The organism is Nonomuraea sp. NPDC050547 (assembly GCF_044457345.1).
Lineage (GTDB): Bacteria > Actinomycetota > Actinomycetes > Streptosporangiales > Streptosporangiaceae > Nonomuraea.
This window is the reverse complement of sequence record NZ_JBITGW010000001.1, coordinates 829,606-856,224: the sequence shown is the minus strand read 5'-3', so window position 1 is coordinate 856,224 and position 26,619 is coordinate 829,606. Positions and strand designations below refer to the sequence as shown.

Sequence of the window (26,619 nt, the reverse complement as noted above, 5' to 3'; positions counted from 1 at the left end):
GTCACGACCAGCCGTTGCTGGGCGCGGTCTGCCAGCGGTGCCAGAGCGCGGAGTCGGTGCCCTTGATGAAGACCTCCAGGCGCCCGTCGTGGTTGGTGGTGGCGATCGGGCCTTCGAGCATCTCGCCGCCGAGCCCGGACCAGCCGGACCAGCCGCCGCCGGGGCTGACCTGCCAGATGTGGTAGACGGTGTTGTCCAGGCCGCGGACGAACACCTCCAGCCTGCCGTCGCCGTTGCGGGCCACGGAGGGCTCGTCGATCCAGCCGCCGAGCGAGGCCCAGCCGGACCAGCCGCCGCCGGGGGTGACCTGCCAGATGTGGTGCAGGGCCGAGTCGGAGCCCCGGACGAACACCTCCAGCCGGCCGTCGGGGTTGACGCCGACCACGGGGTCCTCGATCCAGCCGCCGAGCCCGTGCCAGCCGGACCAGCCGCTGTTCGGGGCCGTCTGCCAGTTGTGGTAAAGCCCGCCGTCGGTGCCCCGGCCGAAGATCTCCAGCCGCCCGTCGTGGTTGCGCCCGACCGCGATGCGCCCCTGGATGACGCCGCCGAGCCCGGACCAGCCGGACCAGCCGCCACCGGGGGTGACCTGCCAGTTGTGGTAGACGGCGCCGTCGGTCCCGCGGACGAAGACCTCCAGCCTGCCGTCGGCGTTGCTGCCCACGGCCGGGTCCTCGATCCAGCCGCCGAGCCCGTGCCAGCCGGACCAGCCGCTGTTCGGGGCCGTCTGCCAGTTGTGGTAAAGCCCGCCGTCGGTGCCCCGGCCGAAGATCTCCAGCCGCCCGTCGTGGTTGCGCCCGACCGCGATCCGCCCCTGCAGGACCCCGCCCAGGCTCGACCAGCCGCTCCAGCCGCCGCCGGGACTCGTCTGCCAGTTGTGGTGCACGGCGTTGTCGGTGCCGCGGACGAAGACCTCCAGGCGGCCGTCGGCGTTCGTGCCCGCGGCCGTGGCGAAGACGATGCCCTGCAGCGACGACCACTGCGCCCGCGCGCCGTAGATGGAACGGATGCCCTGGATGTCGTCGTCGCTGAGCTCGCGGCGTACGCCCTGGTAGGACGGGAACATGACCGCGTTGTTGTCGGCCGAGTGGGCCAGGCCCAGCCCGTGGCCGATCTCGTGCAGCGCCACCGTGTAGAGGTCGAACCCGCTCGGCGGTACGTTGACCGACCAGGTCTCGTCCTCGTCGAAGTGGCAGTCCCCGGCGATGTCGCCGCCGTTGGGCGGCGGGTAGAAGCAGTGCGCGAGCACGCTGCCCTGGCCGTCGAAGGGGAAGCCGTCACCGTGGTCGCGGGCCGCCCAGGCGATCCGGATCTGGCCGTTGTTCCCGACTTCGGTGAAGGTGAGGTTCGTGACCGCCGCCCACCGGTCGAAGGCCGCCCGCAGCGCCGCGCGCTGGTCGGCTTCCGACACGTCCGGGCTGAAGGGCGGGGTGAAGCTGTAGGTGACCTCGTTAGCCGGCCACCGGTTGCCCTGGGCGACGAACTGGCCCGCCGACGGCTGGTCGGGGAAGCCGCAGCGCGGGGTGCGCATCATCGTCAGCGTTTCCTCGTTCAGCGCGCCGGTCGGCTCGATGCCGTGCTGGCGCTGGTACTCCGAGAGCGCCAGTTCCATCCGGTCGTCGAACAGCGTCAGGTCCTCCGGGGCGAAGACGACCGCCGGACGGAACAAGGCGTTGCCGGTGCGCAGGCCCGGGTTGGGGAAGTAGCCGAAGCGCTTGAGGAACATGTAGAGCTGCCGCACGTCGGGACCGGAGTCGCCGTGCTTGAGAGGGATCATGAAGATCGCCTTTCTGCGTGGGAACGTTCCGTTCACCCCTACGGAGGCGGGCGAACCCCCCGTGATACATCCGGTCAGCCGAGAATCCAGCCGGTGACGATCTTCCTGCCGCCGGCCGTACGGCAGAGCAGATAGAACGGGAAGCCCGGCAGCGGCCGGATCGTGAAGCGGCCCGGCTCGCCCGGCGTGGCCGGGTGGGACGGCGGGCACGGGCCGCGCGCCTCCACTTCGGCGGGCTGGGCGGGCGTGAGGCGGACGACGAGCGTGTCGGCCGCGATCTCCACCTCGATCGTCAGCCCGGCGGCGTGGTAGATCCTCCTGTCCAGGTCGCCTCCGGCGAGCTCGGCGTCGGCCACACGCCAGGAGAAGACCGCCTTGCCCGCCGCCACCGCCTCGGGCGGCACCCGCTCCCCCGCGCGCAGCGCCCTCGCCAGCGCCTCCAGCAGCCGCTCGTCGCTCCAGCGGTCATAGCCCCGCGGCATGCCCGCTCCCCTCCAGGATGCGGCGGAGCCTGGCCAGGCACCGGCCGCGGCTCGGGCCGATCCCGCCGACCGGCATGCCGAGCCGCTCGCCGATCAGCGCGTACGGCAGCGGCTCCGGGCCGAGGCACAACGCCAGCAGGTCGCGGCAGCGCGGCTGGAGCTGGGCGAACGCGCGGCGCAGGAGCAGGTCGCGCTCGGCCTTCTCCAGTTCCTCGCCGATCAGGTCCGCCCCGGTCTCCGGCTCGAAGTCCAGCGGCCGTTCCACGCCGCCGCGCCGCTGGACCTCCCGCGCGCGGCGCAGGCACTCCCGGTGGGCGGTCCTGGCCAGCCAGCCGGGAAGGGCGGCCGGTTCGCGCAGGGTGTCCAGGTTCTCGACCAGGCGCAGCCACACCGTCTGCGCCGCGTCGTCGGAGTCGGGCCGCACCAGGCGGAAGCGGCGGCACATCGACCACACCAGCGGGGAGTAGCGCTCGACGATCTCGTCCCAGGCCGCCTGGTCGCCCTTTCTCGCCCGCGTGACCAGGGCCACGACCTCCGGGTCGTCCCTCATCGGCTCAGGTCTGGCCGGGGGGATGGATGTCGGGTGCCGCCGGGCGGTGAAGCAGGTACTCCTTGGCCTCCCTGACGCTGGATCCGCGCCGGTGGGCCAGGCCCGCGATGGCGCCGCTCACCGCCGCCGCGGCGAACGAGGTCCCGCTCCAGGTGGCGGCTCCGGAGTAGAAGGCCTCCTCGCCCTTGGGCAGGCTCACCTTGCCCTCCAGGTAGGTCGAGGTGACCCCGGCCCCCGGGGCGTGCAGGGCCACCCACGACGCCTTCGGGCTGAACTCCGCCTCGGCCCCCACCGCCACCACACCCCCGCAGGCGGCGGGGAACGCCTTCGCGTGCCGCCGCCCGCCCGGCTCGGCCCCGTGGTTGCCCGCCGCGGCGACCAGCACGGCCTGCTCCCTGAGGCGCGCCACCGCGCGCTCGATGACCAGCGGCGGCTCGTCGTCGGCGGTGAAGCAGACGAAGGACAGCTGCAGAAGGTCCACCTCCTCGGCGACGAAGCTCACCATGCGGGTGGCGACGTCCCAGGAGTCGGCGCAGACGGCGTCCTCGTCCAGTCCGGCCCGCACGACCAGCTCCGCGTCGGGGGCGTGGGCGGCGATGATCCCGGCGACGAACGTGGCGTGTCCCGCCAGCATCGGTGTGGGCGCCTCGCGCACCCGTGGCAGCAGGGCCGCCGAGTCCGCCATGAACCGGCCCGCGAGCTGGTCGTGCGGCCAGATCGGGGTGTCCAGGATGCCGACGCGGAGCCTCGGGTGGCCGGTCAGGGTTCTGGGCGCCAGCCGTACCCCGGCCGCGACGTCGCGCGGGGCGCCCGTGGAGGCGAGTCCTTCGACGTTCTCCACCAGCCGGTGCTTGCCGACCAGGAACTCCGGGCGTTCCTCCCGCAGCGCGCGCAGCAGCAGGTCCAGATCCTCCACCGGCGTCCTCGCGCCCCGCGCCACCAGGTCCCGCCGTTCGCGTAACGTCCGTGCCACCGTCGGCAGTCCGACGACCTCGATCCACGCCAGTCCGAGCAGGGCGCTGCCCGCCTCGTCGTCCCGCCGCACCCACGCGGGGCCGTCGCCGCCCGCCCACGCGTCGATCAGGCGCGTGACCGCTTTGAGGTGCACCAGGTCGACGACGAGCTCGTCTTCGTAGTACTGCTCCACGCCGGTGTCGGTGATCCGGCCGCTCATGTGACCCTCCGGGGTGCGAGTGACGTGCCACCTGTACGGAGGGCGCTGAGGGCCGGGTGATACATCCGGCCCGCTGAATCACCGGGGTGGGGTGCCGTGTGGGGTGGGCGCGGCACCCCCCGGGGTCAGGACCTGGTGATGCGGACGCTGTCCAGGCCGGCCTCCAGGAGGCTGGCGGTGGCGGCGTCGTTGGCCTGGACCTCCAGCTGGACGGTCTGGCCGGCGAAGGCGGTCAGGTCGGCACTGGCCTGCTGCCACGCGCCCGCCACCTGGGATGCCGCGCCCAGGCGCTCGTAGACGGTGGTGCCGCCCACGCGTACGCGCAGGTAGTCGGCCGAGGAGGAGTTGTTGAGGTGGGACAGGTAGGCGGAGAAGGTGAGGGTCAGCCGGGTGGCGGCGGGCAGGGTGATCTGCGGCGAGCGGATGGTGGTCAGGCCGCCGTCGACGTCGTTGGCGCCCGCCTGGCTACCGGCGGTGCGGCCGGTGACCAGGGCGTTGGCGCCTCCGGCGGCGTTGCCGGGCTGGATGGTGGCGCCGGAGTACGTGGTGGGCTCGGGGTCGCCGCGCTCCCACCGTCCTGACGTCGCCGTGTCGGACGGGCCCGGGGTGGTCCAGCCCTTGTCCGTCTCGAAGTCGTCCTCGTAGACCGTCTCGCCGCCGCCGTCGTCTCCGGGCGGGAAGCGGACGACGCGGTCGTCCTGGGGTGCGGGGGTGCCGCGGCCGTCGCGGTTGCCGGTCAGGATCCAGAGGTGGCCGTCGGGTGCCACCGCGGCGTGGCGAAGCCTGCCGTACGTGCCCCGCAGCACGTTGTCGGGGGTGCCGCCCGGAAGAGGGACGCGCCAGAGGCGGGTGCCGCGCAGCGCGGCGGCGAACAGGGTGTCGCCGATGACGGCGGCGCCGCTCGGCGAGGCCTCCGCCGTGGTCCAGGTGACGAGGGGGTCGCGGTAGCGGGGCGCGCCGCCGTTGCCCTCGACGACGGGCCAGCCGTAGTTGCCGCCGGCGACGATCTGGTTGACCTCGTCCCAGGTGTTCTGGCCGAACTCGGTGGCGTACATCTGGCCGGCCGCGGTCCAGGCGAAGCCCTGCACGTTGCGGTGGCCGAGGGTGTAGACGAGGGAGCCGGCGTACGGGTTGTCCGGGGGAACGGTGCCGTCGGGGCGCATGCGCAGGATCTTGCCGCCGAGGCTCTGGAGGTTCTGGCTGTTGCCGGTCTGGTTGGCGTCGCCGGTGCTGGCGTAGAGCATGCCGTCGGGGCCGAAGTGGATGCGGCCGCCGTTGTGGATGCCGGACTTGGGGATGCCGCCGCGGATCAGGGTGGGCGTACCGGGGGCGGACAGGGTGAAGCGGACGATCCGGTTGTCGGAGGCGGCGGTGTGGTAGGCGTAGACGTAGCGGTCCTGGGCGTAGGTCGGGGATACGGCGATGCCGAGCAGCCCGCCTTCGCCGGAGGCCGAGACGCCGGGGACGCGGGCCACCTCGACGGGGGCGGCGCCGGGGCGTACCTGGACGATTCTGGCGCTGTTGCGTTCTGAGACCAGCGCGCTCCCGTCGGGCAGGAAGGCGAGGCCCCAGGGAATCTGCAGGTTGCTCGCCACTACTTCCGGACGGGTGAAGTCGATGTCGGCCGGCTGTGCGTGGGCCGGGGCGTGGAAAGCCGTCGCGATGAGGGTGGTCGCGATCAGCGTGCGAATAAGCACCATAACGCCGACATGACAAAAGCCAATAAACGCTGTCAAGGCCCGAAACCCCCGGCTGTCAGCCGAACAACCAACCGTATATCCGCCACATATCCGACCATCAGGCAGTATTTCTGGTCATTCCGGTTTTTCAGGGTTTCAGCGTTAGCCACCGCCCCACCAGACCCGACCACACCACCTTCCACCGCCCAAGATTCCCACCTCACTGCCACTCCACACACAACGCCATGCCGCACCACCCGATCCCGACATGGCTCCCCGGGTCGGCCGAACGGCCAGGTGATCTCCGTCATCCGGCCGATACGCCGGGAAATCGGCGGCCATTAGCGTCCCTGGACATGCCGATGATCCACACCTCTTTCCGCACGTCCCCGGGCCCGCGGGCCGGGCGGCGATGGGCGGGCCGCTTGGTGGCGGCCGGGCTCGGGGCGGCCCTGCTGCCCGCGCTCGCCCTGCCGGCCGCCGCCGTCACGACCACCACTGACCAACCCGCCGCCGTCACGACCACCCCCGACCAACCCGCCGCCGTCACGACCACCGCTGACCAACCCGCCGCCGTCACGACCACCCCCGACCCGGCTGTCGCCTGGGGCGCCTGCAAGGACGGGCGGCTCAAGCGGGCGGGCGCCCAATGCGCCAAGGTGCGCGTGCCGCTGGACTACGGCGATCCGGCGGGCCGTACCATCGAGATCGCGGTCTCGCGGGTCAAGGCCCAGGGCGAGAAGCGCGGCATCCTGCTGGCCAACCCGGGCGGGCCCGGCGGCGTGGGGCTGGGGTTCGCGGCGCATCTGCGGGCCACGTTGAAGGGCGTCGCCGGCCGGTACGACCTGATCGGGTTCGACCCGCGATTCCTCGGCGAGAGCAGCCCGATCACCTGCGGCAAGCCGGGCCCCAAGCCCGAGCCGCCCCGCGCCACCTCTCCCCGGAGAGAGTTCGAGGAGTCGCTGCGCGCGGCCCGCGACACCGCGCGCCGCTGCCTGGACAAGGGCGGCAACAGGGAACTGCTGCCCCACGCCACCACGAACAACGTCGCCAGGGACATGGACGCCATCCGCGCCGCCCTCGGCGAGCGGAAGCTGTCCTACTTCGGCGTCTCCTACGGCGCCGACCTGGGCGCGGTCTTCACCCAGCTGTTCCCTGACCGGGTGGACCGCATGGTCATCGACTCCTCCAGCGACCCGAGGGCCACGCAGTACGAGCTGTTCCGGCAGTCGGGCCGGCCGCTTGAGCGGGCCCTGGACCAGTGGGCCCGCTGGGCCGCCGCCCGGCACGACCGCTACCGGCTGGGCCGTACCGGAGCGGAGGTGCGGGCGGCGGTGCGGCGGCTGGTCGAGGGCGCCGAGCGCAGGCCGCCTGTGGTGGACGGCGTGCGGCTGGACCCGGCCGTCCTGCGCCTGCTGCTGAGGCAGCTCGTCCAGCATCGGGAGCAGGACGAGGCGCTGGCCGGGGTGGTGCGCGACCTGGTGAACAGGCCGGTCAGGCCGGGACCCCACATGCGGGCGATGCTGGACCTGCTCCGCTCGCCCGAACTGGCCGACAGCATGCTGGGCGCCACGTTCTTCATGTGCGGCGACGCCGGTTGGCCCGCGGGCGGGTGGCCGGACGATCCGGAGACCTACTGGCGGAACATGCGGGTCAGCCGGGCCGCGCAGCCGGTGTTCGGGCCGCTGGTCAACGGGATGATGGCGCCGTGCGCGTACTGGGAGGTGGGTTCGCGCGAACCGGTCACCGCGATCGGCAACGCCGTACCCGTGCTCATGCTGCAGGCCAGGTCGGACAATCTCGACGGCGCGCGCGTCCTGCACCGGCGGCTGCGCGGGTCGCGGCTGCTGACGGCGGAGATCCGCGCGCACGGCGTGTACGGGCGCGGCGCCGACGGCGGCAGTCCGCTGCCCTGCGCGGACCGCGCCGTCAACGCCTACCTCGGGGGTGGCGAGCTCCCCGGGAAGGACTTCAGCTGCCGCCCGTGAGGCGGGCCAGGGAGGCCTGCGTCCCGGGTCCGGCCCGCCACCCCGCGACCACCGCCGCCCTGCCGGACAACGCCCGGTCGAGTGGCACGCTGACCGTCGTGCTCCCCTTCCCTGGCACGGTGACCACGTGGCCGCCCGCCGTGCCCTTGGCGTCGCGCACGAACAGGTGCGCCTTGCCCGCCGCGCCCGTGACCAGCGTGACCTTGACCGAGTCCCCGCGGACCACGGCCGAGACGACCCGCCCGAAGGCCGCGCGCGCGACGGGCGGGCCGCCCGCGAGCGGCAGGCCCAGCCGTACGGCCTGCTCCAGCGACTCCGGCGAGTCCAGGCTGGACAGTCCGGTGGCCGGGATCACCGGGTCGGGCGGCGTGGTGGGACGGCCGGCCGGCGGCTGGTAGCCGGGCATGGTGGCCAGGCCCCACCGGTACGGGTCTCCCTGTACGCCACCCCACGTGGACCAGCCGATCCGGGTCTGACCGGTCTTGTCCTGGGTGTCGGAGTCGTAGAAGAGGATGTTCACCCCGAGCCGGGCGGGGTCGACGGCGCCGGGCACCTGCTCCAGCGGAATGGCCAGTTCCACCGTGTAGCCGCCGCCCCCGGCCTTGGCGGCCACAGGCAGGTTCACCGGCCCCTGGCGGTTGTCGGCGTCGCGCAGCACGCACGGCGGTCCTTCGGCGGTCACCGGCAGCACCGCCGCCTTGAACGTCGTGGAGGTGTTCTCCGAGACGCCGCGCGGGTCGAGCGTCACCTCCAGCGCGTCGGTACGCCAGTGCCGCTTGCAGTCGGCGGCCGGCAGCTTGGTGCCTGCCACGTCGTCCTTGATCCGGGCCAGCACGTAGAGGGTGTCCTCGCGCCAGGCGAGCTTGGCCGTGCCCGAGCAGTCGGCCGGGGAGGCGCAGGCGCTGCCCTCCCAGAGCCGGGAGATGTCGAGCGCGGGCCCGGGGTACTCGCCGTCCGCCTCGGCCCCGTCCACGGTGGGCGCGGCGGCCGGGATCACGGTCGCCGGGACGAGCTCCAGCGCGGGCTTGCTCACGCTGGAGCCTTCCCCGCTGGTGGCGGTGATCGTGTAGGCGTAGTCGCCGCCCTCGTTGGAGGTCTTCAGCGAGGGGTCGGAGTTGGTGACGGTGAACGGCACGGTGACCGAGGCACCGGGCGCCAGCCCGCTGTAGGGGGCCTCCACGCGGTCGGCGGTGAACCCATTCGGCGGTTCCACCTTCACGCTGCCCGACTGGGCGGTGCCCGAGACGTTCGTGACGACCACGCCGATCTGCCGCGAGCCGCCGGAGCCCAGCGTGAGCACCGGGGTGACCAGGCCGCGCAGCTGCGGGGCGAGCCCGCCTGCCCACGTCTCGTACTGGCCGACCTGGGGGAGCAACTGCTGCGTCACGCGTACGGCCGCGCCGACCTCGACCTGCCGGTCGGTGTACCCGCTCCCCCGCTCGGTGGCCAGGGTGGCGGCCAGCCGTACTCGCTGGCCGGTGGCGGCCCCCTGCGGCGGCGTCACCGTGAAGACGGCGGCGCCCCCGCGCCCGGCGGCGAGCCTGCCGAGCTCACCCGAGCCGCTGACCTGCCACCCGGCGGGCACGCGCAGCGTCACCGACGAGCGGCCGAGCGCCGCACGGCCCCGTACGGCGGCGCGCACGGTGAACGCCTTGCCCGGCCGCGCGTCGAAGGCGCTCGGGGTGAGCGTGAACTCGGTGCCGAGCGGCACCGTCCCCGGCGCCCTGACCAGCGCGCCGTCGAGGATCGCCGTCGGCGCCGCGGCGGCCTGGCCACCCGGAGCCGGGAACGGCACCCGCGCGTCGACCTGCGTGAACAGGTCGCAGCCGAGCTTGGCCGGATCCGTGGGCACGTCGGGGAACCCGGCCCAGCCCTGCGAGGCGTAGACGCGCTGGGCGTCGCGCTCGATCGCCGCCCACGTGCGTCCCTGGGCGGACGAGGCGCGCCCGCTCCACACGCCGTAGACGTTGCGCACCGGGTCGGTGACGGCCGAGCAGCCGGGGCCGGCCGGCGCGGTGATGCCGCGCGCGCCGCCGAGCAGCAGGCGGGCGGGCGCGAACGGCCGCAGGCCCTCCTCGCGCAGCTGCTCGGGGAAGGCCTTGGGGTCGGCGGCGGCGTAGAACGCCTCGACGGCCAGCCTGGCGGCCTGCTGGTGGTTGCCGTGGTTGCCGGGCGACGGGGCGGGGTCCATGGTGAGCAGCACCTCCGGCCGGGTCTGCCGGACGATCCGCACGACCTTGGCCAGCGTGTCGCCGCCCCAGATCCGGTCGGTGAGCGGGGCGCTGACGGTGTAGTAGAAGTCGACGTCGTCGAGGTTGAACACGTCGGTGACGCCCGCCTTGGCGACCGCCCTACGCTCCTCCCCCTCGCGCAGCAGGCCGAGCGCGGGCCCTTCCTCGGGACCGACGGCGTTGCCGCCGCCCTCGCCGCGGGTGACGGTCACGACGCCGGTGCGCACGCCGTGGTCTTCCTTCCACTGGCCGAGCGTGGACAGGCTGAAGGCCTCGTCGTCGGGGTGCGCGCCGACGAAGAGCACGCCCAGGTCGTTGTTCTTCGGCTCGGCCTGAGCGGGTACGGCGGGCGTCAGGAGGAGCAGCGAGGCGATTAAGGGTGTCAGCATGGAACCTCCGGAGGGGCTATTCGCGGACCGCCCCCTGGAGCAGCCCGCGGATGAAGTGGCGCTGGAGGAACAGGTAGAAGATCACGACCGGTGTCGCGACGATCACGGACCCGGCGGCGAGCAGGGCGAAGTCGGAGGTGTACTGGCCCTGGAAGAAGGCCAGCCCGAGCGGGGCGGTGCGCAGCCCCTCGCTGGTCACCATGATCAGCGGGATGAGGAACTCGTTCCACGTCCACATGAAGACCAGCAGGATCAGGGTGACGATCGCGGGCCTGGCCGGGGGCACGAGCACCTGCCAGAGCGTCCGCCAGACCGAGGCCCCGTCGATGCGGGCGGCCTCGACGATGGCACGGCTGGAGGAGCGGAAGTAGGCCCGCATCCAGAACGTGCCGAACGCCACCGACAGCGCCACCTGCGGCAGTGCCACCGACCAGAACGTGTCGGTCAGCCCGAGCGTGCGCAGGTCGAAGTAGAGGGGTACGGCGATGGCCTCGCTCGGCATCATGATCCCGAGCAGGAACAGGTAGAACAGGACGTTCTGCCCGCGGAAGCGCATGGTGCCGAAGGCGTACCCGCTCATGATCGACAGGGTGACGCTGACGACCACGACGAACGCCGACACCCCGAGGCTGGTACGCAGGTAGGTGTGGAAGTGCCCGGTCTCCCAGGCCTGCGCGAACCCCTCGACGCCGCCGCCGGCCGCCGCCTGCAGGATGGTGAGGATGGGGAAGAGCGCGAACACCGCGAAGATCGACAGGATCGCGTAGTTGCCCAGTCGCTCGGCGCGGGAGATCACGAGACGCTCCTGTCGGCGAAGCGGTTGATCACGAAGGAGACCGCGAAGATGAAGAGGGTCAGTGTGACCCCGATCGCCGCCGCCGAGCCCACCTGGCCGAGCTCGAAGGCGCGGTGGTAGACCTCGTAGGACGGCACCGAGGTGGAGTTGCCCGGCCCGCCCCCGGTGGTGATGTAGACCAGGTCGAACGTGCGCAGCGCGGCGATCACGGTCAGCGTGAGCGCGACCGCGATCTCGCCGCGCACCGACGGCAGCGTGACCGCGAAGAACTCGCGCACCGCGCCGGCGCCGTCCAGCCGCGCGGCCTCGTACAGCTCCAGCGGGATCTTGCTCATCCCGGCCAGCATCAGCACCGTCACCAGCCCGGTCTCGAACCAGGTGCCGACCACGCCGACGGCCGGCAGCGCGAAGGCGTAGTCGCCCAGCCAGCCGCGCGCCAGGCCGCCGAGGCCGACCGCTTCGAGCAGGGCGTTGAGCGAGCCGTCGGAGGAGTAGACCTGCCGCCAGGCGACGGCCACCACGACCATGGCCACGACCTGGGGCAGGAACACCACCGTCCGGAAGAACCCCAGCCCGCGCACCTTGGCGTGGTTGAGTATCGCCGCCAGCATCAGCCCGATCGCCAGCGGCAGCACGGCGTAGAAGAACATGAGCGCCAGGGCGTGCCCGAAGGCGTCGCGCAGTTCCCCGTCGGCGATGATCGCCGCGTAGTTGTCCAGCCCCGCCCACGTGCCGAGCGTCAGCCCGTCCCAGTCGTAGAGCGACAGCTGCACCGCCCGGCCGATCGGGTAGAGCAGGAAGGCCGCGTAGACGGCGAAGGCCGGCAGCAGGAACAGGTAGGCGACGCGCCGGGGCTCGCCTGGCGGGCGGGTCATCCGTTGCTGTCCACGAACTTCTTGTAGTCCTTCTCCAGCGTGGCCAGGAACTCCTCCGGCGTCGCCTTCTTGGCCATCAGGTCCTGCAGCGCCGCGCCGAGCGTGTCGGCGAAGGTCGGGGTGGCGTAGTCGAGGTACGGCAGCAGCCCGTCCTGCTTGGTGATGGCGGCGAAGGCGGTGAACATGTCCTTGGTCGGGCCCTCCTCCACCGTCTGCTGGTCGGTGTCGGCGACCGGGAGCAGGCCGTTCCGCGTGAGCACCTTCATCGCGTCGGCGTTGGTGATGAAGTCGAGGTAGGCCGCCGCGGCGTCGGGGTTGGGGCTCTTGGCGGTGACGGCGAACGGCAGGCCGGTGCCGCCGGTGGCGGCGGGCGTGCCTGGCGGCAGGGAGAAGCCCAGGTCCTTGCCCATGCTCTCGCCGAGCTCGCCGATCAGCCAGCTGCCGCCGATGTAGAAGACGCCCTTGCCCTTGCCGAACGCCTGCCAGGAGGCGTCGTAGCCGAGGCCGTTGACGTCCTTGTTGAGGTAGCCCTTGTCCATCCAGTCGACGAGCTGCTGGGCGGCCTTGGTGTTCTCCGGCGTGGACCAGGTGGCGTCCTTGCGGCCGAAGCCGAGCGTGGCGATCTGCTCCTTGGGCACGAACTGGCCCTGGACGGTGCCGAAGACGTGCACGGCCGGCCACTTGTCGAGGTTGCCGAGCATCAGCGGCTGCTCGCCGGCCTGCTTGGCCTTCTCCAGTGCGGCCTGGAAGTCCGCCCAGGTCGTGGGCGGCTGGAGGCCGAGCTTGGTCAGCTTGGTGCGGTTGTAGAGGAGGCCGACGACCTCGCCGGCCTGGGGCATGCCGTACACGCTGCCCTGTCCGAAGTCCTTGCCGTCGGGGGTGTAGCTGACGTACTGCAGGACGGACTGGGGGTAGCGCTTCTTCCAGCCGTACGCGTCGGCGTAGGCGTCGAGCGGGCGGAGCTGGCCGGCCTTGACGAAGGCGCCCATCTGCGGGCGGCCGTTGTTGGCCTGGACCACGTCCGGCGGCTCGTTGCCGCTCAGGGCCAGGCGCAACGTGGTGTTGAGGTCGTCGAAGGAGCGCGAGACCCGCTTGATCGTGATGTTGGGGTACTTGGCCTGGAACGCGGTGTTGAGCGCGGACATCTGGGCGTTCTGCGCGCCGCGTACCTCCTGGTCCCAGACGGTCAGCGTCACCTTGCCGAGCGCGGCGGCGTCGGTGCGGACCGCGGCCGGGCTCGACGGGGCCGGCGACGATGCCGCCGGCGGCGCCGAGGATCCGGGGGCGCAGGCCGCCGCGGCGAGCGCCACGGCACCGGCGGCCAGCGCGGCGCGCGTGGAGGCGTTCATGGGTTACTCCTTCTGGGCAGGCGGCTGGGGAGCCATCCCCAAATCGGCGTAGCGGGCGATGGTCGCGGCCGCCCTGCGGACGGCGCCCACCGGTACCGCGGGGACCAGGGTGTCGAGGAAGGCGTAGCGCCGCGCCAGCGACTCGCCGTAGGCGCCGGTGTGCCCGGCGGAGGCCCGCACCTCGTGCCACCAGTCGGCGATGTCGCCCCAGCCCGGCGCGGCCAGCGACCCGCCGAACTGCTGGACGGCCAGCGCCGCGCAGAGCCCGGCGAACGACAGCCGGTCGGTCAGCGGCCATTCGCACAGCGTGCCGAGCACGAACGCGGCGCCGAAGACGTCGCCGGCGCCGGTGGGGTCGAGCGCGTTCACCCTCGGCGAGGGTACGAACGCCTCCTCGCCGGTGGTGGAGTCGATGGCCATCGCGCCGTTGGCGCCGTCGGTGACCACGGCGACGGGCACCCGGTCGGCGATGGCGTAGAGCGCGTCGCGCGGGGTGTCCATGCCGGTGTAGGCCATGGCCTCGACGGCGTTGGGCATGAAGGCGTGGCAGACGGCGAGCTGGTCGAGCACCGCCTGCGACCAGGCGCCCGAGGGGTCCCAGCCGACGTCGGCGAAGACCAGCGCGCCGTCGCGGTAGGCGAGGTCGGCCCAGTTGCAGTCGCCCTCGGAACCGCCGAGCGGCTCATCCGGGGAGAGTGTGACGATGACGGCGCGGGTGCGCGGCGGCTTGCCGATCATCTCCGAGGCCGCCATGGGCGAGGGATGGCCGTGGGTGACCATGCTGCGGTCGCGGTCGACGGCCATGGAGACGGTGACGGGCGAATGCCAGTGCTCGAAGCGGCGCGACCTCGACAGGTCGACGCTCTCCTGCTCCTCCAGGGTCCGCCAGCAGAAGTCGCCGTAGTCGTCGTCGCCGAACGCGGCGGCCAGCGAGGTGCGCAGGCCCAGGCGGCTGGTGGCGATGGCGAGGTTGGCGATGCCGCCGGGACAGGAGCCCATGCCCTCGGCCCATACCTCGCTGCCGGCGGTGGGCATGGCGGGCAGGCCGGTGAAGACGATGTCCAGGAAGACCATGCCTGCCAGGAAGACGTCGAACTGGGGGCCCTCGGAGCTTCGCCGCTGGGCGAGAGGGTCGTACACGATAGCCGGTCCTCCTCGACAGATCGAAGATGTGCGCAATCTTGCACGTTTGCTCGCTCATAGCAAGGGCCATTGGAAAATCGTGCTCACTGATGCGCGAAAATGACTGATACGATCCGTACGTGCTTCAGCGCCTCCGGCATGAGGAGATCATGCGCCGCGTCCGGCTGTCCGGCGCCACGAGCGTGCACGACCTGGCCAGGCAGCTCGGTGTGAGTCCGTCCACCATCCGGCGCGACCTGGAGGTCCTCGACCGCGACGGCACGCTCAAGCGGGTGCGCGGGGGCGCGCTGCCCAGCGTCGACGCCGACACCGACATGCCGTTCGCGCAGGTCGCCGCCATCCACGAGGGCGACAAGGAGGCGGTCGCGGTGTGTGCGGGACGGCTCGTGCGCGAGGGCGACGTCGTCCTGCTCGACATCGGCACCACCACGATGCGCCTGGCCAGGCAGCTGCGCGGGCGCCGGGTCACCGTGGTCACCTCCAGCCTGGCCGTGCTCGACGTGCTGCGCGCCGATCCCGAGGTCGAGCTGCTGGTGCTCGGGGGGATGGTACGCCGGCCGTACCACTCGCTGGTGGGGGTGCTCACGGAGGAGGCGCTGCGGCAGGTGGTCGCCGACCGGGTCTTCCTCAGCGCCAGCGGCGTGCGCCGCGACGGGCAGGTCGTCGACACGACGCTCGCCGAGGTCCCGCTGAAACGCGCCATGATCGCGGCGGCGGGGCAGGTGGTGCTGCTGGCCGACCGGCACAAGTTTCCCGGCACCGGCGCGTTGCGGGTGTGCGGGCCAGAAGATCTCGACGTCGTCGTCACGAACGACGGCGCGGACGACAGCACGCTGCGCGCCTGCGCGGCGGCCGGCGCGGAGGTGGTGCTCGCATGAAACTGGCCGTTCTCGGCGGCGGGGGCTTCAGGGTCCCTCTCGTGTACGGCGCGCTCCTGCGTGACCAGGCGAAGCCGCGCGTGGAGGAGGTGGTGCTCCACGACGTCTCCGAGCGGCGGCTGGCGGCCATCGAGAACGTGCTCGGCCAGCTGGCCGCCGGGCACGAGCGCCCGCCGCGGGTGCGCACCACCACCGACCTGGACACGGCGCTGGCCGACGCCGACTTCGTCTTCTCCGCCATCCGCGTGGGCGGGCTGGCGGGGCGTACCGCAGACGAGCGGGTGGCGCTCGAGTTCGGCCTGCTCGGGCAGGAGACCACCGGGCCGGGCGGCGTCTCGTTCGGGCTGCGCACGATCCCGGTGGCGGTGCGCGTGGCCGAGCGGGTGGCGGCGGTGGCGCCGCGCGCCTGGGTCATCAACTTCACGAACCCGGCCGGGATGATCACCGAGGCCATGCGCGGCGTGCTCGGCGACCGGGTCGTCGGCATCTGCGACTCGCCGATCGGGCTGATCAGGCGGACCGCGGCGGCGCTCGGCCTGGACTCCGCGCGCGTCTCCCCCGACTACGTGGGACTCAACCACCTCGGCTGGCTGCGCGGGCTGGTCCACGAGGGCCGCGACCTGCTGCCCGGCCTGCTCGCCGACGACGCGGCGCTGCGGCAGGTGGAGGAGGCGCGGATCTTCGGCGGCGACTGGGTGCGCACGCTCGGCGCGCTGCCCAACGAATACCTGTACTACTACTACTTCAACCGCGAGTCCGTGGCCGCGGCCCAGGCCGCCGAGCACACCCGGGGCGAGTCGCTGGTCCTGCAGCAGGACCGCTTCTACACCGCCGTGCGCGAGCGCCCGGGTGACGCGCTGACCGAGTGGACCAGGACCCGCCGCGAGCGCGACGCCAGCTACATGGCCGACACCCGCGACCTCACCGGCGCCGGCGCGCGTGAGGACGCCGACCTGCAGGCGGGCGGGTACGAGGGGATCGCGCTGGCGCTCATGGCGGCGATCGCGCGGGGCGAGCCGTCCACGATGATCCTCAATGTGCGCAACGGCAGCGCCGTACCCGGGCTGCCGGCGGAGGCCGTCGTCGAGATCCCGTGCGCGGTGAGCGGCGCGGGCGTCCAGCCGCTGGCCACGCGGCCGCTGCCCGGCCGGTTCCTGGGCCTGATGCAGCAGGTCAAGGCGGTGGAGCAGGCGACCATCGAGGCGGCGCTCACCGGCTCTTCCGCGCTGGCGGTCGAGGCGCTGGGGCTGCATCCGCTGGTCGACTCGGTGGACGTGGCCCGGCGGCTGCTCGACGCGTACCGGGCGCGCATCCCGGAGCTGGCCGCCGTCCTTCCCCGCTGAAAAGCCTCTTGCGCGGGTGACCGCCCGGTGTCTACTGTAAAGCTCAGTATCCGGCGGACACAAAGTCTCCGGGGGACGACTATCGAGATAGGGGACACTCATGTCGCTCTTCGTCAACCTGCACGTCAAGGACCTCGCCGCCAGCCTCGGATTCTTCGAGAAGCTCGGCTACAGCGTCGACGAGCAGCTGACCAACGACGACGCCGGCTGCGTACACCTGGGTGAGGGCGTCTCCCTCCTTCTGGTCACGGAGCCGTTCTTCACCTCCATCACCGGCAAGGCGATCCCGGACACCGGCGCGAGCACCGAGGTGGCGCTGGCGCTGCAGGTGGAGGGCGGGCGCGCCAAGGTGGACGAGATGCTCACGACCGCGCTGGCCAACGGGGCGAGCGAGACGGGCGAGCCCGAGGACAACGAGTACATGTACAGCCGCAGCTTCCGGGACCTCGACGGTCACCTCTGGAGTGTTCTCGTCATGGCCTGACGTGTCTTGTGTAAACAGAGGTATCCTCAAGACACACCACGTGGTGGACCCGAGGAGGAGCGCATGGCGGCAGGAAGCAAGATCGAAGAACTCCTGTGGGAACAGCCCGCGCCCGCACGTCCCTCGCTCAGCCTCCCCAACATCGCCCAGGCGGCCATCGCGATCGCCGACGCCGACGGCATCGAGGCGGTCTCGATGCAGCGGGTGGCGGGCGACCTCGGGTTCACCAAGATGTCGCTCTACCGGTACGTCTCCAGCAAGGCCGACCTCGTCGCCGTGATGATCGAGCGGGCGGTGGGCGACCCGCCCGATCTGTCGGGCATCGAGGGAGGCTGGCGGCCCAAGCTGGAGGAGCTGGCCCGGCTCGTGGCGGCGGTGTGGGCCCGGCACCCGTGGCTGCCGTGGGTCACGCTGGGCGACCGGATGATGGGGCCGCGCGAGATCGGCTGGACCGAGGCGGCCGTCGGCGCCCTTGACGGAACCGGCCTCACCGGTGGCGAACGCCTGGACGCCGCCCTGCTGATCTTCGGCCACCTGCGCAACACGCAGTCGCTCGCTACGGCGGGCACCCAGCCGTGGGCCGAGGACCGCCAGGCCGGCCCCGCCCTGGCCCAGATACTGGACCGGCACGCCAACCGCTTCCCCTCCCTGGTCGAGGCGCTGGCCGACGTGGGCGACGCGCCGCGCGACTCGGGCCGCTCCTTCGGCCTGACCTGCGTCCTGGACGGCCTCGCCACCCGCATCACCACCCCCCGCCCCTGACCACCCCGCATCCGACCCCGCCCACTCCTCCGAACCCCGGGGAGCCTTCGACTCCGAGGAGTCCCTGGAGGCCGCCCCCTTCGCGCGCCGCCGGAGTGCCCTCGCCGCCGCCGCGAAGCCCAGATCTCCGAGCAGATGGTGCTCCTTACCCAGGGCTTCAGGCGCAGTGTGACCGGCCCGGCGCTGGGCCGCCGGTCATGCGGGTCAGGACGCGTGCCTGGCAGGCCGCGGGTGGTCAAGCGCGGGGGTCAGGGGCGGGGGTCAGGGTGGGGTGGTGAGGCGGCGGGCGTAGGACTGCATGGGGCGTTCGAGGTAGCGGTAGGTCAGCCAGCTGGCGGGCAGCATCAGCAGCAGGCACAACACGCTGATCCCGATCTGCAGGGGGGCGGGCGCCCAGCGCAGGTCGCCGGTTATCGCGATCACCCCCGTCAGGATCGGCAGGTGCAGCAGGTAGAGCGAGTAGCTGATCACCCCGAGCCACACCAGCGGCGCCGGCACCCGGCGGGTACGCAGGAGCATGCCGCCGGCGAACGTGGCCGCGGCGAGCACGATCGTGGTGATCCACACCGGCGGCCGGACCCACCACCACCCGGCGTCCAGCGCCCACACCGGGGTCAGCGCCACGAGGATCGTGGTCACGGCCACCGGCCACAGCCGCCCGGCCCCGCGCTCCCATCGGTGGATGGCGGTCCCGGCGAACATCACCGCCAGGATCGCCGCCCCGAACCACGGCGTGGGGCTGGCGGTCAGCAGCAGGGTGAGGGCCATGACGCCGAGGACGACGGCGGCGGCCGTACGGAAGTATCCGGTGATGACGCAGGTCAGGCCCAGCCCGAAGACGGCCAGTGACACCCAGGACAGCCACGCGCCCGTCAGGGGCGCGTTGCTCAGCACGAGCCCGGCGGCCATCGCGGCGGCGGCGAAGGCGACCGACAGCGCGCTGCGGCCCACCCGCACGCCCGCCACGAACAACGCGGCGACCAGCAGGTAGAAGACCATCTCGTAGGAGAGGGTCCACATGGTGTTGACCACGCCTCCGGCGCCTACCACGTCGAGGAGCATGGTGGCGTGCGAGGCCAGCGCCGAGGCGTCGCGGGGCACCTCCCTGCGCACCGGCAGCCAGAACGACAGCGCCAGCACCACCACGATCACCAGGAGGTAGAGCGGGTAGAGGCGGAAGAAGCGGCTGATCCAGAACGCGCGCACGTCGCCTCTGCGTTCCAGGGACACCGGGATGATGTAGCCGCTGACCAGGAAGAAGACGAGCACGCCGTACATGCCGAGGTTGAAGGAGGTGGGGCGCAGCCACGGCATCGCCCAGGTCAGCAGGTGCTCGCCCACGACGGCGAGCGCGCCGAGGCCGCGCAGGGCGTCGAGCCAGGCCAGCCGCGCGGGCGTCCCGGCGGCGACGGCGGGTACGGGCGGGGCGGCGGCGACGTCGTCGGGACGGGCAGCAGGCATATATCCCAACGTACCGAAGTGTCGGGAAAATCACCTTCAGTCCTGGATCAAGGTTCCTGCTCCTCTGTCCTCCGTCGTCGCCGCACTTGCGAAGGACGCGCCCCGCCTGCCATCCTGGCTCACATGATCGTCGTCAGAAAGGGCGTGCGCGCCCTCGCTCCGTGAGTGAGCAGCGGCGGCCCGTGGCCGCCGACCTCCACGATGAATGGCTGGGCTGGGCGCTGTCCACGCGGCCCGCCGACCGGCCCGCCGCGCAGGCGGCCATCACCTCCCTGTACGAACGGCTCGGCCGTCCCGCGCCCGCGTTCGTCTGGACCGACTCCCCCGCCGCCGCCCTGAACCACGTGCCACGCGGCATCCCCGTACAAGCCTTCGGCCGGCTGAACACGGCCGCAGAACTGACCGTCGCGCAACGCCTCGCGACCCTCGTCTCCACCCTGCGCCACGCCCTCGACCAGCACGTCGGCCACGTCTGGGACCCCGGCTGGCCGTCGCGCGGCCCCGACCCGCTCGACGCCGTCGTCCGCGATCCCCTGCGCGAGACCGTCCGCGACGGCGTGTGCACGCCCATCCGCCTCGCGCTCCCCCTCGCCGACCGCCTCACCTGGTACGGCCAGCACGACGCCTGCTGGATCGCCCACTACGACGCCTGGCGGCGCGTGGGCGGCCTCCGCTACGGCGCCCTGACCGCCCAGCTCGAACCGTGGGCCGAGCTGGCCCGATCCTGCGGCTGGTGGTGGCCGCTCGAAGACCGGTGCGTGATCGCCGAGCGCCCGCTGTCGGTCCGGCTGCGCGACGGCCGCCTGCACGGCGACGACGGCCCGGCCGTCACCTTCCCCGACGGCTGGTCCGTGCACGCTCTCGACGGCTTCGTCGTCCCCGGGTGGGTCATCACGGGACCCACGCCCGAGAAGATCGCCGCGGAGCCGAACGTGGAGGTCAGGCGGCTGGCCATCGAACGCCTCGGGTGGGGCCGCTACATCGAGGAGGCCGGGCTGCGCCTGGTCGCCTCGGCCCCCGACCCCGGCAACCCGGGCTTCGACCTGGAGTTGTTCGACCTGCCGCCGACCGCGCTCGGCCGCCGCCCGAGGGTCCTGCTGGCCGTCAACGGCTCGGAGGAACGCGACGGGCGGCGGCGGCGCTACGGCCTCGGTGTCCCGCACTTCATCGACGACCCCGTGGCGGCTGCCGCCTGGACCTACGGCCTGTCCGCCCATCACTACACCCAGCTGGCCCGGCGCACATGAAAGGAGAACCCGTGAACCTCGACACCCTGTCCCGCCGTACCGGCCTGACCGTCCTGGACCATCTGGAGCGGCAGGTCGCCATCCCGGTGATCGACGGCCTCCAGGCCCAGGGCGATCTGCTGATCGTCCCGATGCCCATGGTGGCCGTGGCCATCACGTTCCCGCCGCCTGCTCGCTGGTCGAAGGTGTTCGGAAGAGGGCTGGAGGTCCTGCGCGGAGCCGCGGGCGGCAATCCGCACACGCTCGTGGCCGATGACGGCGCCTGCGCGTGGACCTGGGACGTCCGCGACACCATGGGCCTGGCGCTGGGCGTCTTCCGCTGTGTCCGGCCGGTCTACCTCCTGCATCCCGAGCACGGGGCGAGCGGCTTCGCCCCCGGCACGTACGTGGTGCGCCGCCAGCGGGAGCTCGACCACCGCGGCTGGCGGCGCGGCGGCCGGGGCCGCCTGGTCGCCGACTAACGGTGGGGCCCGCCCAGTCGCGGCGGGCCCTCACCTCAGGCGTGGCGCTCTCACCTCAGGCATGGCTCTCAGGCGTGGCGCTCCCCGCTCAGGCGCGGCGGGCTTTGGCCAGGAGCCACAGGAGCAGGGGAGCGCCCAGGACGCCGGTGACCACGCCCACCGGCAGTTCCAGGTCCGGGATGACGCGCCTGGCCACCAGGTCGGCCGCGAGCACCAGGAATGCCCCGGTGAGCGCGGAGGCCAGCGGGGGCGGCCAGGCCGTACCGGCGAGGCGGCGGGCGATCTGCGGGGCGGCGAGCGCGACGAACGCGACGGGACCGGCGGCGGCCGTGCCGAAGGCGACCAGCCCCACGCCCGTCGCCAGCAGCGCGAACCGGGCCCGCTGCACGGGCGTGCCCAGCACGACCGCGACGTCCTCGCCCAGCTGCAGCGCCCGCGACGAGCGGCCGAGCAGCAGGGCGAGCGGCGCGAGCACGGCGAGGGCCAGGGCGAGCGGCGTCACCTGGTCCCACGTGCGGCCGTTGAGGTTGCCGAACAGCCAGCCGAGCGCGGCCTGCGCCTGGAACGCGTCCGTGATCACCATGAGGTACTCGGTGGCGCTGGTGAACATCCACGACAGCCCGATGCCGATCAGCACGACCCGGTAGCCGGTGACCCCGCGCCGCCAGGCGAGCAGGTAGGTGAGCAGAGCGGCGGCCACGGCGCCGGCGAAGGCGAGCACCTGCGCGCCGGGACCGGCGTCGAGGCCGAGCACGATCCCGGCCACGACGGCGACGCCCGCGCCCTGGGTGACGCCGATCATGTCGGGGCTGGCCAGCGGGTTGCGGGTCATGGTCTGGAACAGCGCGCCGGACAGCCCGAACGCGGCCCCGGCCATGAGCCCCACCAGCGCCCTGGGCAGGCGAAGCTGCCAGACCACGAACAGCTGTCCCTGCTCGCCCTGCCCGAACAGCGCGCCGACGACCTCGCCGAGCCCGAGCGGGATGTCGCCGAGCCCCACCCCGAGGCAGAACGCCAGGAAGGCGAGGACGGCCAGGCCGAGGCAGACCACGACGAGCCGGATCCGCACCTGCCAGGAGACGGGCGGGGCGGGCAGGCGGACGGTGAGGTTGGCCATCAGAGCTCCGCGAGACGGGCGCGGCGGGCCAGGATCACGAAGATCGGTCCGCCGATGAACGCGACGATGATGCCCGCCTGCACCTCGATCGGCGCGACGATCATCCGTCCGGCGACGTCGGCGGCCAGCAGCAGGCAGGGTCCGAGCGCCGCCGACAGCGGCAGCAGCAGCCGGTGGTCGCTCTCGCCGCCGGCCCAGCGGGCGACCAGCCTGGCCAGGTGCGGGATGACCAGTCCGACGAAGACCACGGGGCCGATGGCCGCGACCGCGGCGCCGGTCAGCAGTGTCACGGCGGCGGCGCCCTGGAGCCTGACCAGGCCCACCCTGCGGCCCAGCGCCACGGCGACGTCGTCGCCGAGCGCGAGGCTGTTGAGCGCGGGGGCCGAGGCGAGCGCCAGCACCATGCCCACCGCGACGAACGGCAGCAGCTGCGGCATGAGCTGCGCGCCCTGCCCGGCCAGCGAACCGGCCGACCAGAACCGGTAGCGGTTCAGCGACTCCGGGTCGGCCAGCACGATGGCGCTGGTCAGCGAGCTGAGCATGACGGTGACGGCGACTCCGGCCAGCGCCAGCTTCACCGGGGTGAGGCCGTCGCGGCCGAGGCCGCCCAGCACGTAGACGGCGACGGAGACCATGAGCGCGCCGGCGAAGGCGAACCAGACGTAGCCGTAGAGCGAGCCGATGCCGAACGCGGCGATGGCCACGACGACCGCGAACGCGGCTCCCGCGCTGACGCCGAGGATGCCGGGGTCGGCCAGCGGGTTGCGGGTCAGCGCCTGCATGAGCGCGCCGGACAGGCCGAGCGCCGCCCCCGCCATGAGGCCGAGCAGGGTGCGCGGCACGCGTACCGACCAGATGACGTCGTGGACCGCTTTGGTGACCTCGCCACCGGTTAGCGCCTGCGCGACCTGGTCGAGCGGGATCGCCCGCGCGCCGACCGACAGCGACAGCGCGCACAGCACCACGAGCCCGGCGACCGGCACCCCGAGCAGGATGACGCCGCGGCCCAGGCGCGCCGCGGGCTGAAGCCCCGCGCGTTCGCGCGCGCCGGGCTTCAACGCGGCCGACCTCACGAGGAGGGTTCTGGCGTGGTCTCCGGCTTGCCGTCGACGGCCGCCGACAGCATGGGAACCAGCCGGTCCAGCAGGAACGGCAGGCTGAGCACCGTGATGAAGGAGGCGGAGTCGGCGAAGTCGGTGCCGTCCACGACGAACACCTCGCGGGCCTGCCTGGCCACCTTGAGGTTCTTGTAGACGCCGTCGCCGCGCAGCGCGGCCACGTCCTTGTCGGCGTTGGTGACGCTCCAGACCAGCACGTCCCGGTCGAGCAGGTCGAGCCGCTCGCGGCTGATGTTGGCGCCGAACTTGTCGCCGATCACCTTGTCCAGGTCGGGCGGGAGCGTGAAGCCGAGCGAGGCCAGCAGCCGGCTGCGCGGGTCCTGGCTGCCGAAGACGAAGTACCCCTCGTACATGCTGACCATCAGCGCGCCCGAGCCGACGAAGGCCGGGTTGTCCTTCTTGATCTGCTCGAAGCGCGCTTCGACGCCCTTGACCATCGTGTCGGCCTCGGCGGGCTTGCCGACGATCGAACCGATCGTCCTGGTGAGTTCCTGCCACGGGATGCCGTAGTCGATGTACTGCTTCGGCTGGGCGACGGTCGGGGCGATCTGCGACAGCGTCGCGTACTGCTCCTTGGTCAGCCCGGAGTACAGGCCGATGATCAGGTCGGGGCGCAGCGCCGCGATCTTCTCGGCCGCCGGTCCGGTGCCGGTGTCCTTCATCACCTGGGGTACGGCCGCGCCGCCCAGCTTGTCCTTGGCCCAGGGGCCGACGGCGCCGGGGTGCTCGCCGAACCACTCGGTGGTGCCCACGGGGACCACGCCCAGGGCGAGCAAAGCGTCCTGCTCGACGAGGCCGACGGTGACCACGCGCTGGGGCGGGGCCTTGACGGTGGTGCTGCCGAACTTGTGCTCGATGGTGACCGGGGTGAACCCCTTCGCCGCGGGGGCGCTCGCGGCCGGGGCGGCGGCCAGGTTGTCCGGGGCGCAGGCGACCGCGCCCAGGAGGACGGCGACCGCCAGGATGATGCGCTTCACGCGTTGTTCTCCGCCCTGCCCATGCGCCAGTAGCCCATGAAGGCCACGGCGCGCTTGTCCATGCCACGCTCGGCGACCAGGTGACGCCGCAGGGCTCTGATCATCGCCGCCTCTCCGGCCAGCCAGGCGTAGAGAGGGCCCTCAGCCTGCTCCTCCGGCACCTCCCAGAGCTCGTCGACATCGACATCGATTTCCCTGAAGTCGATGTCCTCGAAGGCGTCGGCGGGCTTGTGGTCGGGAAGCAGGCGCCCGGCGGCGGCCTCGACGGCCGGGATGAGCTTCTCGCCGTGGCCGTCACCCTCGCGGGCCAGCCACGTGACCGTGACCTCGCTCGGCGAGTCGATCGGCAGGAAGTCGCCGGCGTGCGGCACCTCGATGAGCGCCTCGCCGCGGGTGCCGGCGGGCAGGCGTTCCAGGGTGGCGCAGATCGCCGGGGCGGCGGTCTCGTCGCCGGCCATCAGGATGGCGCCGGTGCCCTCCGGCGGGTGGAACTCCAGGCCGCCGTGCGGCTCGCCGTAGCGGGAGTCGGGGCCGAAGAGACCGACCTCGTCGCCGGGCCGGACGGCGCCGGCCCAGCGGGCGGCGGGTCCGCCGTCGCCGTGCAGCACCACGTCCACGTCCACCTCGCGCAGGTCCGGGCGCACGTTGCGGACGGTGTAGGTGCGCATCGGGTTGCAGCGGTCCTGGGGCAGGGCCCGCCAGCGCTGGAACCAGTCGGGGCCGGTCGGGAACTGCGTCAGGCCGTGGCCGGGCAGGGGGAAGATGAGCTTGATCCGCTGGTCGTACCCGTTGTCGGCGAAGAGGTCGAGGTCCTCCCCGGTGAAGGTCACGCGCAGGAACGACGGGCTGAGCAACTCCAGCCCCCGCACTCGCACATCGAACAAGCGAAAGGGTTCAACCACGACGAACTCCACTGATCACACGGGGGATTTAGGTTAGGCTAACCTACCGTATCCCTCGCCGCTAGCTCGGTGGCAGGGTGGCTCGCCAGGGGACCGGGGTGGACAGGACCATCGAGCTGCTCGGCGTGCCGTACCCGGCCAGCCGGTCGATCAGCCCCTCGAAGTCGGTCATCGTCGCGACCGCGACCCGCAGCACGCAGCAGGCCCCGCCCGTGACCCGGTGCACCTCGAAGATGTCGGGAGAGTCCAGCGCGTCCGGGTGCCGCAGCACGCATCCCGCCCCGTAGCAGGACATCGTGACCAGCGCCACCACGCCGCGTCCCGCCGCCCGGGGGTCCACGTGCGCCCGGTAGCCGCCGATCACCCCGGCCTCCTCCAGCTTCCGCACCCGCTCGGCCACCGCGGGCGGCGACAGGTGCACCCGCCGCGACAGCTCGCTGAAGGACAGCCGCGCGTCGGCCTGCAGCTCACGCAGCAGCAGCCAATCCATCTCGTCCACTTTCACCACCGAAACCCAGAAGCCCAAATCAGGCACCATCCGCCTGGTGCAACACCCTAAAGGCCGTTGAATCGGCATTCCACGCGCGGGGCTCGCGCGGGCATCATGAGCCCCATGGATGTCACCCCGATCACCGCACTCCAACGGCAGGAGCGAGCCCAGGCCAACGGCGGTGCGCCCACGCTCGAGTTCGACCGGCAGGCGCCCTACGACCGCTACGTCCGCGCGAGCACGCTGCACGCCCTGCAGACCCCGCTCAGCGATGACCCCGGCGAGATGTCCTTCCTCATGGTCAGCCAGGTCATGGAGCTGTACTTCGGGCTGATCCGCTACGAGCTGCGCCACGCCCAGGACCTCCTGGCCGGCGACGACGTCTGGGCCTCGCTGGCGCCGCTGCGCCGCTCCGCGCTGCACCTGGAGGCCCTCAACGCCTCCTGGCAGGGGCTGCGCTGGATGACGCCGGCCGAGTTCAACCGCTTCCGCGACCTGCTCGGCGAGGGCTCCGGCTTCCAGTCGGCCATGTACCGGCACCTGGAGTTCACGCTCGGCCTCAAGTCCGAGCAGCTCATGCGCCCCTTCCGCGGCCAGCCCGAGGTCCACGCCGAGCTGCGCGAGAGCTTCGAGGCTCCCTCGCTGTGGGACGAGACGCTGGAACTGCTGCGCCGCCGCGGCCTGGCCGACGAGCCCGAGCAGGTCGTGCAGGCCTGGGTGACCATCTACGCCGACGCCGGCCCCGACAACCACCTGCGCCAGCTCGGCGAGGCGCTCACCGAGGTCGCCCAGCGCTTCGGCGACTGGCGCTACCACCACCTGCAGTCGGTGAAGCGGGCCATGGGCGCCAAGGCCGGCAGCGGCGGCTCGGCCGGGCTCGTCTGGCTGGAGCGCAGCATGGCGCGGACCGTCTTCCCCGAGCTGTGGACCGCCCGCACCTTCATGTGAG

General features: G+C 72.6%; 24 protein-coding genes and 1 pseudogene. 8 read left to right on the top strand and 17 right to left on the bottom strand.

Features of this window, described 5'->3' with window-relative positions; genetic code table 11:
- Position 1: 1 nt before the first annotated feature.
- The 6 genes and pseudogenes from ACIBHY_RS03995 to ACIBHY_RS03970 all read right to left on the bottom strand — a co-directional run bounded on the left by ACIBHY_RS03995 (position 2) and on the right by ACIBHY_RS03970 (position 5,680).
- On the bottom strand, positions 2–1,528 hold the full coding sequence (locus ACIBHY_RS03995) for a matrixin family metalloprotease (RefSeq protein WP_397246805.1): 1,527 nt from the start codon (positions 1,526–1,528) through the stop codon (positions 2–4).
- 9 nt (positions 1,529–1,537) lie between these two features.
- Positions 1,538–1,774 (bottom strand): annotated as a pseudogene (locus tag ACIBHY_RS03990) (peptidoglycan-binding domain-containing protein); the annotation flags it as partial.
- Between the two features lie 74 nt (positions 1,775–1,848).
- Complete coding sequence (locus ACIBHY_RS03985) at positions 1,849–2,256, bottom strand: hypothetical protein (protein ID WP_397246655.1); 408 nt, start codon at positions 2,254–2,256, stop codon at positions 1,849–1,851.
- On the bottom strand, positions 2,240–2,806 hold the full coding sequence (locus ACIBHY_RS03980) for an RNA polymerase sigma factor (protein WP_397246653.1): 567 nt from the start codon (positions 2,804–2,806) through the stop codon (positions 2,240–2,242). Before ACIBHY_RS03980 ends, ACIBHY_RS03985 begins: the two co-directional genes overlap by 17 nt.
- A gap of 4 nt (positions 2,807–2,810) precedes the next feature.
- Positions 2,811–3,980: a S8 family serine peptidase gene (locus ACIBHY_RS03975; protein ID WP_397305874.1), complete on the bottom strand. Its 1,170-nt coding sequence runs from the start codon at positions 3,978–3,980 to the stop codon at positions 2,811–2,813.
- 125 nt (positions 3,981–4,105) lie between these two features.
- On the bottom strand, positions 4,106–5,680 hold the full coding sequence (locus ACIBHY_RS03970) for a PQQ-dependent sugar dehydrogenase (RefSeq protein WP_397246649.1): 1,575 nt from the start codon (positions 5,678–5,680) through the stop codon (positions 4,106–4,108).
- A 341-nt stretch (positions 5,681–6,021) separates the two neighbouring features.
- Between ACIBHY_RS03970 and ACIBHY_RS03965 the strand changes: the two genes are divergently transcribed.
- On the top strand, positions 6,022–7,647 hold the full coding sequence (locus tag ACIBHY_RS03965; RefSeq protein ID WP_397305873.1) for an alpha/beta hydrolase: 1,626 nt from the start codon (positions 6,022–6,024) through the stop codon (positions 7,645–7,647).
- Here ACIBHY_RS03965 and ACIBHY_RS03960 read toward each other — a convergent pair.
- From ACIBHY_RS03960 to ACIBHY_RS03940, 5 genes are read right to left on the bottom strand one after another with little or no spacing between them, the layout of a single operon-like run.
- The gene (locus ACIBHY_RS03960; protein ID WP_397305872.1) at positions 7,631–10,267 is read right to left on the bottom strand and encodes a sugar-binding protein; all 2,637 of its coding nucleotides are present in this window, start codon (positions 10,265–10,267) and stop codon (positions 7,631–7,633) included. The genes ACIBHY_RS03965 and ACIBHY_RS03960 overlap by 17 nt on opposite strands.
- A gap of 16 nt (positions 10,268–10,283) precedes the next feature.
- Complete coding sequence (locus tag ACIBHY_RS03955; RefSeq protein ID WP_397246643.1) at positions 10,284–11,063, bottom strand: carbohydrate ABC transporter permease; 780 nt, start codon at positions 11,061–11,063, stop codon at positions 10,284–10,286.
- Complete coding sequence (locus ACIBHY_RS03950) at positions 11,060–11,938, bottom strand: carbohydrate ABC transporter permease (RefSeq protein ID WP_397305871.1); 879 nt, start codon at positions 11,936–11,938, stop codon at positions 11,060–11,062. The genes ACIBHY_RS03955 and ACIBHY_RS03950 overlap by 4 nt, the downstream gene beginning before the upstream one ends.
- Complete coding sequence (locus ACIBHY_RS03945; protein WP_397305870.1) at positions 11,935–13,287, bottom strand: ABC transporter substrate-binding protein; 1,353 nt, start codon at positions 13,285–13,287, stop codon at positions 11,935–11,937. The genes ACIBHY_RS03950 and ACIBHY_RS03945 overlap by 4 nt, the downstream gene beginning before the upstream one ends.
- A 3-nt stretch (positions 13,288–13,290) precedes the next feature.
- Positions 13,291–14,427 carry a PfkB family carbohydrate kinase gene (locus ACIBHY_RS03940; RefSeq protein WP_397246637.1) on the bottom strand — a complete coding sequence of 379 codons (1,137 nt, stop codon included), beginning with the start codon at positions 14,425–14,427 and terminating at the stop codon, positions 13,291–13,293.
- 122 nt (positions 14,428–14,549) lie between these two features.
- Between ACIBHY_RS03940 and ACIBHY_RS03935 the strand changes: the two genes are divergently transcribed.
- The 4 genes from ACIBHY_RS03935 to ACIBHY_RS03920 all read left to right on the top strand — a co-directional run bounded on the left by ACIBHY_RS03935 (position 14,550) and on the right by ACIBHY_RS03920 (position 17,897).
- The gene (locus ACIBHY_RS03935) at positions 14,550–15,308 is read left to right on the top strand and encodes a DeoR/GlpR family DNA-binding transcription regulator (protein WP_379612833.1); all 759 of its coding nucleotides are present in this window, start codon (positions 14,550–14,552) and stop codon (positions 15,306–15,308) included.
- Positions 15,305–16,651, top strand: a complete 1,347-nt coding sequence (locus tag ACIBHY_RS03930; RefSeq protein WP_397246634.1) for a 6-phospho-beta-glucosidase — start codon at positions 15,305–15,307, stop codon at positions 16,649–16,651. Before ACIBHY_RS03935 ends, ACIBHY_RS03930 begins: the two co-directional genes overlap by 4 nt.
- A gap of 100 nt (positions 16,652–16,751) precedes the next feature.
- The gene (locus ACIBHY_RS03925; RefSeq protein WP_397246632.1) at positions 16,752–17,135 is read left to right on the top strand and encodes a VOC family protein; all 384 of its coding nucleotides are present in this window, start codon (positions 16,752–16,754) and stop codon (positions 17,133–17,135) included.
- Positions 17,136–17,198: 63 nt separating this feature from the next.
- Positions 17,199–17,897, top strand: a complete 699-nt coding sequence (locus ACIBHY_RS03920; protein WP_397305868.1) for a TetR/AcrR family transcriptional regulator — start codon at positions 17,199–17,201, stop codon at positions 17,895–17,897.
- 261 nt (positions 17,898–18,158) lie between these two features.
- On the opposite strand, the gene ACIBHY_RS03915 is transcribed toward ACIBHY_RS03920, so the two are convergent.
- Positions 18,159–19,358 (bottom strand): acyltransferase family protein, encoded by a 1,200-nt coding sequence (locus tag ACIBHY_RS03915; RefSeq protein ID WP_397305867.1) that lies wholly within the window; start codon positions 19,356–19,358, stop codon positions 18,159–18,161.
- Between the two features lie 161 nt (positions 19,359–19,519).
- On the opposite strand from ACIBHY_RS03915, the gene ACIBHY_RS03910 reads away from it, so the two are divergent.
- Entirely contained in the window at positions 19,520–20,605 is a 1,086-nt protein-coding gene (locus ACIBHY_RS03910) for a DUF6745 domain-containing protein (RefSeq protein ID WP_397246626.1), read from the top strand.
- A gap of 11 nt (positions 20,606–20,616) precedes the next feature.
- Positions 20,617–21,066, top strand: a complete 450-nt coding sequence (locus tag ACIBHY_RS03905) for a hypothetical protein (protein ID WP_397305866.1) — start codon at positions 20,617–20,619, stop codon at positions 21,064–21,066.
- Between the two features lie 88 nt (positions 21,067–21,154).
- On the opposite strand, the gene ACIBHY_RS03900 is transcribed toward ACIBHY_RS03905, so the two are convergent.
- The 5 genes from ACIBHY_RS03900 to ACIBHY_RS03880 form a co-directional block, all read right to left on the bottom strand.
- Positions 21,155–22,183, bottom strand: a complete 1,029-nt coding sequence (locus ACIBHY_RS03900) for a FecCD family ABC transporter permease (RefSeq protein ID WP_397246622.1) — start codon at positions 22,181–22,183, stop codon at positions 21,155–21,157.
- Entirely contained in the window at positions 22,183–23,256 is a 1,074-nt protein-coding gene (locus ACIBHY_RS03895; protein ID WP_397305865.1) for a FecCD family ABC transporter permease, read from the bottom strand. The genes ACIBHY_RS03900 and ACIBHY_RS03895 overlap by 1 nt, the downstream gene beginning before the upstream one ends.
- Complete coding sequence (locus tag ACIBHY_RS03890; protein ID WP_397246618.1) at positions 23,253–24,278, bottom strand: iron-siderophore ABC transporter substrate-binding protein; 1,026 nt, start codon at positions 24,276–24,278, stop codon at positions 23,253–23,255. The genes ACIBHY_RS03895 and ACIBHY_RS03890 overlap by 4 nt, the downstream gene beginning before the upstream one ends.
- The gene (locus ACIBHY_RS03885; RefSeq protein WP_397305955.1) at positions 24,275–25,153 is read right to left on the bottom strand and encodes a siderophore-interacting protein; all 879 of its coding nucleotides are present in this window, start codon (positions 25,151–25,153) and stop codon (positions 24,275–24,277) included. Before ACIBHY_RS03885 ends, ACIBHY_RS03890 begins: the two co-directional genes overlap by 4 nt.
- An 88-nt stretch (positions 25,154–25,241) precedes the next feature.
- Positions 25,242–25,670, bottom strand: a complete 429-nt coding sequence (locus tag ACIBHY_RS03880) for an Lrp/AsnC family transcriptional regulator (RefSeq protein WP_397246801.1) — start codon at positions 25,668–25,670, stop codon at positions 25,242–25,244.
- A gap of 123 nt (positions 25,671–25,793) precedes the next feature.
- On the opposite strand from ACIBHY_RS03880, the gene ACIBHY_RS03875 reads away from it, so the two are divergent.
- Positions 25,794–26,618: a tryptophan 2,3-dioxygenase gene (locus tag ACIBHY_RS03875; RefSeq protein ID WP_397246616.1), complete on the top strand. Its 825-nt coding sequence runs from the start codon at positions 25,794–25,796 to the stop codon at positions 26,616–26,618.
- Position 26,619 lies beyond the last annotated feature (1 nt).

What these genes read in the sequence shown, in the direction of transcription:
- ACIBHY_RS03980 (WP_397246653.1), bottom strand. Translation starts at nt 2,806, where the DNA reads ATGAGGGACGACCCGGAGGTCGTGGCCCTGGTCACGCGGGCGAGAAAG.
- ACIBHY_RS03985 (WP_397246655.1), bottom strand. Translation starts at nt 2,256, where the DNA reads ATGCCGCGGGGCTATGACCGCTGGAGCGACGAGCGGCTGCTGGAGGCG.
- ACIBHY_RS03875 (WP_397246616.1), top strand. Translation starts at nt 25,794, where the DNA reads ATGGATGTCACCCCGATCACCGCACTCCAACGGCAGGAGCGAGCCCAG.
- ACIBHY_RS03965 (WP_397305873.1), top strand. Translation starts at nt 6,022, where the DNA reads ATGATCCACACCTCTTTCCGCACGTCCCCGGGCCCGCGGGCCGGGCGG.
- ACIBHY_RS03880 (WP_397246801.1), bottom strand. Translation starts at nt 25,670, where the DNA reads ATGGATTGGCTGCTGCTGCGTGAGCTGCAGGCCGACGCGCGGCTGTCC.
- ACIBHY_RS03900 (WP_397246622.1), bottom strand. Translation starts at nt 22,183, where the DNA reads ATGGCCAACCTCACCGTCCGCCTGCCCGCCCCGCCCGTCTCCTGGCAG.
- ACIBHY_RS03945 (WP_397305870.1), bottom strand. Translation starts at nt 13,287, where the DNA reads ATGAACGCCTCCACGCGCGCCGCGCTGGCCGCCGGTGCCGTGGCGCTC.
- ACIBHY_RS03960 (WP_397305872.1), bottom strand. Translation starts at nt 10,267, where the DNA reads ATGCTGACACCCTTAATCGCCTCGCTGCTCCTCCTGACGCCCGCCGTA.
- ACIBHY_RS03925 (WP_397246632.1), top strand. Translation starts at nt 16,752, where the DNA reads ATGTCGCTCTTCGTCAACCTGCACGTCAAGGACCTCGCCGCCAGCCTC.
- ACIBHY_RS03930 (WP_397246634.1), top strand. Translation starts at nt 15,305, where the DNA reads ATGAAACTGGCCGTTCTCGGCGGCGGGGGCTTCAGGGTCCCTCTCGTG.
- ACIBHY_RS03970 (WP_397246649.1), bottom strand. Translation starts at nt 5,680, where the DNA reads ATGGTGCTTATTCGCACGCTGATCGCGACCACCCTCATCGCGACGGCT.
- ACIBHY_RS03920 (WP_397305868.1), top strand. Translation starts at nt 17,199, where the DNA reads ATGGCGGCAGGAAGCAAGATCGAAGAACTCCTGTGGGAACAGCCCGCG.
- ACIBHY_RS03995 (WP_397246805.1), bottom strand. Translation starts at nt 1,528, where the DNA reads ATGCGCACCCCGCGCTGCGGCTTCCCCGACCAGCCGTCGGCGGGCCAG.
- ACIBHY_RS03950 (WP_397305871.1), bottom strand. Translation starts at nt 11,938, where the DNA reads ATGACCCGCCCGCCAGGCGAGCCCCGGCGCGTCGCCTACCTGTTCCTG.
- ACIBHY_RS03975 (WP_397305874.1), bottom strand. Translation starts at nt 3,980, where the DNA reads ATGAGCGGCCGGATCACCGACACCGGCGTGGAGCAGTACTACGAAGAC.
- ACIBHY_RS03915 (WP_397305867.1), bottom strand. Translation starts at nt 19,358, where the DNA reads ATGCCTGCTGCCCGTCCCGACGACGTCGCCGCCGCCCCGCCCGTACCC.